The organism is Cryobacterium sp. MP_3.1 (assembly GCF_035984795.1).
In the GTDB taxonomy this organism is placed as follows: Bacteria; Actinomycetota; Actinomycetes; order Actinomycetales; family Microbacteriaceae; genus Cryobacterium; species Cryobacterium zongtaii.
In genome coordinates, this window is the sequence record NZ_JAXCHV010000058.1 from 1 (window position 1) to 5,478 (window position 5,478).

Sequence of the window (5,478 nt, forward strand, 5' to 3'; positions counted from 1 at the left end):
GCTCCTGCGAGGCGGAGCAGGGCCGCGGGGTTAGGGAACACGCCGACGACATCGGTCCGACGCTTGATTTCCTTATTTAGGCGTTCGATGGGGTTTGTCGACCACACCTGTCGCCAGTGTTTGGGCGGGAATCCGCAGAACGCGAGGATGTCGGCGCGTGCGTCGTGGAGCATCGTGAACAACGCCTGGTGAAGCGATCGGCTACGTCGCGGGGGGTGCGATTCGCGGCGGCACTGCTACGTATCGAAGCGCCTTAACAAAGTCGGCTACGAAGTCAGTTTCCTCCGCAGTCCTGCGGGGAGTATCGGTGTTGACAAAGCCGCTAGGTACCGCCTGGCGGCGATTTCTCCAGTAGATTCGGGATGTGATGACTTGAGTGGCGAAAAGGGTGAACTGGAATCCGAAGTTAGGCTTCGATTCTTGGAACGAGTACAACGACGTGTCCAATATTCGGCTGGCGGGCTATCGATATTATTCCTGTTCACAATCACGTTTCCGATCCCGGCAATTGTAAACGGGGTAGCCATCGTTGCCCTTGTGTGGGTCTCGCTGGTGCTCGACGGCCGGATTCGAGCGCTTGGTGGTAAGGGCGGAGTGTATTAGAGACCTCGCTGGCCGACGCGAAGATGAGACTCGACATTTCGCATCCTAGGCGAAGTTTCCTGAATCCAGGATCACGCCCATCGACCCCAAGGAAACCGCCGCAGTGCCGGCAGACTACCGGCAGCGTACCGTTGGTGCCGACCTAGCCGAGAGAGCCACGGGTATGCATAGGTTGCAGGTCCTCAGCTCACGTCCCGCCGCCACCGAGGACGACCGGCAGCGCGCCGCTGCAGCAGCGGCCGCGGCCACGCGGCGCGCCCATGCGAGCAACCCGGCCAAGACGCAGCAGATGACTGCTGAGGCCTTCCGCGCCCAGTTCGCCAGCAAGACCGAGCAGTAGCGCGAGCAGCTGTGCCGTGCCGGCCTGAACGTCAATGCGCGCTAAGCCGGCGACACGCGCCAGGACGAGAGCCATCGGCCGGAGAATGGCCGCGCCGAGGACGTCGCGGGCGAACGCTAGGCCGAGGTCACTGGCGCACCACCCATAGGGAAGTGCGAGCTTTGGAGGCTCCGATTGTTTCTGCAAATCGAGCCAGAAGGCAGCTTCGGCGCCAGGTTCAGAGCGATGCTGGGCCGGTCACGCTAGTTAGTTAACGAGTCTGGTCGCTGAGGGCATTGAGCTGTCGCCTTGTCCCACGTTTCGATTGTCACGCCTCCGTTAGTGATCAGCGATGAGTACGGGTCGTACCGCTCCGCAGAGTTAAGGGTTTGGAGGAACGTTTGCTCGCTGGGCAGTGGGTCCGAAGTTAATCCGAGGTCGGCCAGACAAGACAGCAGATCATCGCGGTAGTAAGCGTACAAGAGCCGCCCAGCGTCTTCGTCATCTGTTCGCGTCAGGATGGCGGGCCGAGGATATTTCGCTTCACAGACGTACATCGCCATGTCGAAGGCTTCCTGTTGCTCGGGCGGGACGGTGGCCTCAAACGAGGTATCCGCGTTGACCTTGACGGTGAAGCCTTCTTCCAGCATGCAATCGGTGTAGATCGTTGGGAAGTCTTCGTTTCCGATGACACGCACGACATCGACGTCGGGTCGCACCGCGTCAGGGTGGCTGCCCATGATCGACCGCCAGGAAAAGTCTTGGTACTCCTCCGGCGTGTAAGCCGAGGGATCGATCGCACTCGGTGCCGCAGCCTGGGCTTGGCAACCAGCCAGGATCATCACCAGGAGAGCCGCCCCAAGGATCGGCGTAACTTTGTTGGGCATCGGAACAAGCCTTTCGGACGGGTTCACCTCAGGGGCGAGAGGGCCCGCCCCTGAGGCTATTGAGGTTGATCATTCAGTTGGAGCGCATGGATCGAGCTGCCTACTGGGTTACAACCGAGGTGAACCAGTTGTTCTTGCAGCCGTTGTGCACAGTTACAGCAGTGCGAGCTCCGCCCCAGGCGCCGTAGTTTGTGGAGTTGTTGACGCATGACACGTTCACGCGCCAGTAGCTTCCGTTGCAGGACGCGACTCCTGCCGGGATCGAGTTGTCCCACGAGGGACCACTCGAGCAGCTGCCCACAGGAGCGGCCGACGCCGGCATCGTTACGCCCAGCGCGGCGACGATCGCGATGCTGCCGATCGCTGCGAGTTTGGTGATGATCTTCATTCTGTTTCTCCCTATTGAATTAGGGGAACGAGATTTGATGTCGGTCTTGAGTTGCACGCAGGTTGCCCCCGTCAAGAGTGAAACCAAAACTAACCCCCCGGTTGGTTACTCAAGCTAAGTGTTGCGCCGCAGTGTTATTGTGTCAACAAAATCGCAGATCATGAGTCAAATTCAATACCCCAAGCAGTTCTGTGTGTGACTTTTCCTCAGGGCACACGAAGTTCCTTCAGCGGATCGCGCCTTGCGGCAGCGAGAGCGGGTAGGAGCGCGGCAGATGTCCCGACAGCGGTTGCGAGAACGCCGACCGCGGCAAAGAATGCGGCGCCGGGGAGCGGATCACCGGTGACGCCGAGTCCGATGGCGGCAGCGCCGCTACCAAGAACGGCACCTATGAGGCTGAGCACGGCCATTTGTGTGAGGAGCAGGCTGATGATCAGCCCCTGAGAAGCGCCCAGCGCACGTCGGCGCCCAAAGTCGCGGCGACGCAACATGACCAGGCCGTAGAGTATCGCGGCGACCAGCAACGCGGTGAGCGCGAAGATGATCACGACGAGGTTGCTCCCGAAGGACCCCAGCTGACTTTGAATTAGTGCTCGGAGCGTGGCTAGGTCCTCGCTGGTCGTTACTGTCACGCCGGTCGGGTTATCGACGGCGAGCACGGATTGAACGGCCTGTGCGACAGGAGACACGAGATCGGGCCGGGCAGCGATGATGACGAGCACGCTGACTGCTGAAGGGTCCGTGGTATTCGAGATTTGGGGGACTATCACGAGTGGTTCCAGAAACCCTAGATAGTCAGGGACGGGAATCTCGCCGGCGACAGCGTAGTCTGCGCCAGTATCGGATGAGATCCCGCCTATCCTGTCCGGCATTCCGAGTTGTTCGAGCGCGGCTGCGGAGGCCCATGCAGTCCCATCTGTGACGGGTTGGCGGCGCGGGATGCCGAGGAGGTCGAGGTGGTCGCCCCAGACGGTCCGGGCGGCGACTTTTGATCCATCGGACACGGCAGAGTTGGTCACATCGTGGGCCGCCCCAAAGGCGCCAGCCCATTCGACCCCTTCGATGTTGGCCATTCGTTCCATTACTCCGGTGTTGAGCCCCGCGTCAGCGTCGGCGCGAACGATGATCGAGCGTGTACCGGCGGAATCGATCGATCCGAGTACGGCCTGTTGAGCGCCGACGGTGCGACCTGTGGTTAGAAGTACGGTGGCGCACATTCCGGCCACGATAACAATCGACACGATGGACGCCACGGGCTGTGACTTCGCAGTGGCCAGCGCTTCACGGATGACAGCGAGAGGCCGCGTAAAACCCGCCCGGTGTGGCTTCGGCCGAGGGCTGGTTTCTCCGGAGGAGAGGTTCTTCATAGTTCTACTCGACGGTCGCATTGGGACACGAGAGCGGGGTCATGGGTAACCACGATCACCGCCGCCCCGGAATGTGCTTGGGCGTGGAAGGCCCTCACGACGACCTCGGCCGAGGCCGGGTCGAGATTTCCCGTGGGTTCGTCGGCCAACAGGATGCGCGGGTTGTTGAGGAGGGCACGACACAGCGCGATGCGCTGTGCTTGCCCACCGGATACTTGACCGGGCTTAACTGTGGATTGAAGTTCAACGCCGAACTGGGACATTAGCTCGCGGGCGCGACGAATAGCGGGCTTGCGCGGCTCGCCGCGATAGAGAGCCGTTTCGACGACGTTGTCCAGCACTGTGCGCGTGGAGTCGAGCGCGGCGTCCTGGAAAACGAAGCCGAAGAGGCCAGCGCGCAGCTGGGCTCGTCTCGCGTCCCCGAAGCTGGCGACATCGGTGTTATCGATCAGGATCTGCCCGCTGCCTGGTTTCAGCATCAGCCCTAGCAGGTAAAGCAGAGTCGACTTCCCCCGGCCTGAGGGGCCTGTCACTGCGACGACCTCGCCAGCAGCGAAGGATTCGTCCCACGCATCAAGAACCAGATGTGAGCGGTTGTAGGCGAAGGTGAGCCCGCGTGCCTGAATAATTGGTGGTCGCACTACCTAGCCCCCGTTCACGGGCACGCGCACCATCAGGTCTGATTGGACGCCCTCTATGACGCTCATTCCCCGCGCGCTGGTGATGATGGTTACCGCATGCTCGATGTAGTTCTCGTCGATCACGGCGATTGTGCCATCAGCTTTCGTGAGGAGCGCAGCACTTGGCACTGTCAGGCCCGTGACCGGCTCCACGGTGACTATTCGGGATGAAAGGAGAACTTGGCCGGTGACGGGAATTGTGTCGCACCTGTCGGCGCAGATGAGGGCATTGTCGGTGCCAGCGAGCTCTATCGTGATGCCGTCCTGATCGTTTGCCGATTGATCAACGACGAAACCGACCCATGGATCGCCCTCGGGGCCCGTGATCTCGACTCGAGTACCCGTGGGCATTAGTGCGGATTGGGCGTCCGTGACCGCAACAGTGAACGCCGGGGACTGAGGCAATCCGTGAACCACGGCCTCGCCGCCGCCGAGGACCCCGCCCCGAACAACCTTGTCGGAGTCAAGCGCAATTCTGGTGGGGAGGGCAGGCACGAATATTATGTCGCCCGCTTGGACAACTCCGTCTTCCTCAACACCCAGGCTCTCTTGCCATAGCTTCACCGCCGACCTGGTACCGGTACCGAACTCGCCGTCTACCGCACCGTCATAGAAGCTGAGCGCGGTCAGCATACTCTGAAGCTGCGCTACGTCAGCTCCTTCGGACCTTTCATCGAGCGCCCGAAATGCTGGGATGGCTCCTGCCGCGATGGTCACTGGACGCAGATTTACTGAGTACAACACAGCTCCTGCACTCACCTCCTCGCCCGCTGCCATATCGACAGAAGTTACAACGCCGGACGCCAGATTCGAGCCGACTGGGACCGGGGTCCATTCGGCAGTCGTATTGAGACCGATGCTGGATCCAACTTCGCCATCAACGACGGCAACATAGGTGAATGCCGTGGAGTCCAGTACGTCTTCAGCGGGGGAAAAGACGACTGCTGCGGCCCAGCCGATACCGCCGCCTGCAGCAAGAATTGCCAGGGCTATCGCTGCCCAAACGGGCCATCGTCGTCTCCGATGTGCTCGACTGATATTGGACACAATTCCCCGTTTCCTTACAACCCCTAATGCCATGACCCTACGCCAGAATCGCAGGTCAAACCCAGCAAAAGTAACACCCTTCGGTGTTTGTCTGAGTATTTGAGGCTTTGAGAGCCACCCGATCGTGCCGTTCAGAGCCAGCGATCGTGCGGAAGAGAGCCAGTGGCGGTGTGTCTGGGAGCCACCG

General features: G+C 60.9%; 6 protein-coding genes and 1 pseudogene. 1 reads left to right on the top strand and 6 read right to left on the bottom strand.

Annotated features, from left to right (window positions below; all coding sequences use genetic code 11):
- A pseudogene (locus tag RCH12_RS18290) lies at nucleotides 1–176 on the bottom strand (transposase); the annotation flags it as partial.
- Nucleotides 177–766: 590 nt separating this feature from the next.
- Here RCH12_RS18290 and RCH12_RS18295 point away from each other — a divergent pair.
- Nucleotides 767–943, top strand: a complete 177-nt coding sequence (locus tag RCH12_RS18295) for a hypothetical protein (RefSeq protein ID WP_327017852.1) — start codon at nucleotides 767–769, stop codon at nucleotides 941–943.
- A 242-nt stretch (nucleotides 944–1,185) separates the two neighbouring features.
- Here RCH12_RS18295 and RCH12_RS18300 read toward each other — a convergent pair whose 3' ends face one another.
- The 5 genes from RCH12_RS18300 to RCH12_RS18320 form a co-directional block, all read right to left on the bottom strand.
- On the bottom strand, nucleotides 1,186–1,809 hold the full coding sequence (locus RCH12_RS18300) for a hypothetical protein (protein ID WP_327017853.1): 624 nt from the start codon (nucleotides 1,807–1,809) through the stop codon (nucleotides 1,186–1,188).
- Between the two features lie 100 nt (nucleotides 1,810–1,909).
- A complete protein-coding gene (locus RCH12_RS18305; RefSeq protein WP_327017854.1) occupies nucleotides 1,910–2,197 on the bottom strand; it encodes a hypothetical protein in 288 nt (95 codons plus the stop codon).
- Between the two features lie 206 nt (nucleotides 2,198–2,403).
- A complete protein-coding gene (locus RCH12_RS18310; protein ID WP_327017855.1) occupies nucleotides 2,404–3,564 on the bottom strand; it encodes an ABC transporter permease in 1,161 nt (386 codons plus the stop codon).
- A complete protein-coding gene (locus RCH12_RS18315) occupies nucleotides 3,561–4,205 on the bottom strand; it encodes an ABC transporter ATP-binding protein (protein WP_327017856.1) in 645 nt (214 codons plus the stop codon). The genes RCH12_RS18310 and RCH12_RS18315 overlap by 4 nt, the downstream gene beginning before the upstream one ends.
- A 3-nt stretch (nucleotides 4,206–4,208) precedes the next feature.
- A partial coding sequence (locus tag RCH12_RS18320) for a peptidoglycan-binding domain-containing protein (RefSeq protein WP_327017857.1) occupies nucleotides 4,209–5,478 on the bottom strand: 1,270 nt, incomplete at its 5' end.

What these genes read in the sequence shown, in the direction of transcription:
- RCH12_RS18295 (WP_327017852.1), top strand. Translation starts at nt 767, where the DNA reads ATGCATAGGTTGCAGGTCCTCAGCTCACGTCCCGCCGCCACCGAGGAC.
- RCH12_RS18300 (WP_327017853.1), bottom strand. Translation starts at nt 1,809, where the DNA reads ATGCCCAACAAAGTTACGCCGATCCTTGGGGCGGCTCTCCTGGTGATG.
- RCH12_RS18305 (WP_327017854.1), bottom strand. Translation starts at nt 2,197, where the DNA reads ATGAAGATCATCACCAAACTCGCAGCGATCGGCAGCATCGCGATCGTC.
- RCH12_RS18310 (WP_327017855.1), bottom strand. Translation starts at nt 3,564, where the DNA reads ATGAAGAACCTCTCCTCCGGAGAAACCAGCCCTCGGCCGAAGCCACAC.